The sequence below is a fragment of the Streptomyces beijiangensis genome (assembly GCF_017315755.1).
GTDB classification, from domain to species: domain Bacteria; phylum Actinomycetota; class Actinomycetes; order Streptomycetales; family Streptomycetaceae; genus Streptomyces; species Streptomyces beijiangensis.
In genome coordinates this window covers 1-348 of the sequence record NZ_JAFLRJ010001713.1, presented here as the reverse complement: position 1 = coordinate 348, position 348 = coordinate 1, and the positions used below count along the sequence as shown (strand labels likewise).

The 348-nt window shown below is 45.7% G+C and carries 1 protein-coding gene; it reads right to left on the bottom strand.

The window, feature by feature from the left end:
* Window positions 1-333, bottom strand: a 333-nt coding sequence (locus J0695_RS46685) for a Ger(x)C family spore germination protein (RefSeq protein ID WP_505383660.1), incomplete at its 3' end; no start/stop codon positions are given.
* Between the last annotated feature and the right edge of the window lie 15 nt (window positions 334-348).

The window sequence follows — 348 nt, the reverse complement described above, 5'->3', positions numbered from 1 at the left end:
GCACTTGATGACATCCTGGACGCTCGTTTTCATATGTTCTCCCAAATGCTCTTCGGTAAATTGCAGCGTTTTGTTTACTTTATTTGACGGGATCTTATCGATCGGCGTCAGCGTCCGGATGAATGTTTTCGCTTTTTGGCCGCGGGAAATAATAATCGTCGCCGTTGTACGAAAATCGGTGTCCCGGTCAATAACATCCAGAATTTTGATCAAGCCTTCCTCCTTGGCGAGTTTTTCATCGACAACCACGAGGTTGGTGTGGGAGTAATAAATTTCCCGCGACATTTTTGCTGACGCATGTCTGCTCATTTCCGTCAGATTGTTGCCCGTCACAGAATAGCTTGAAAT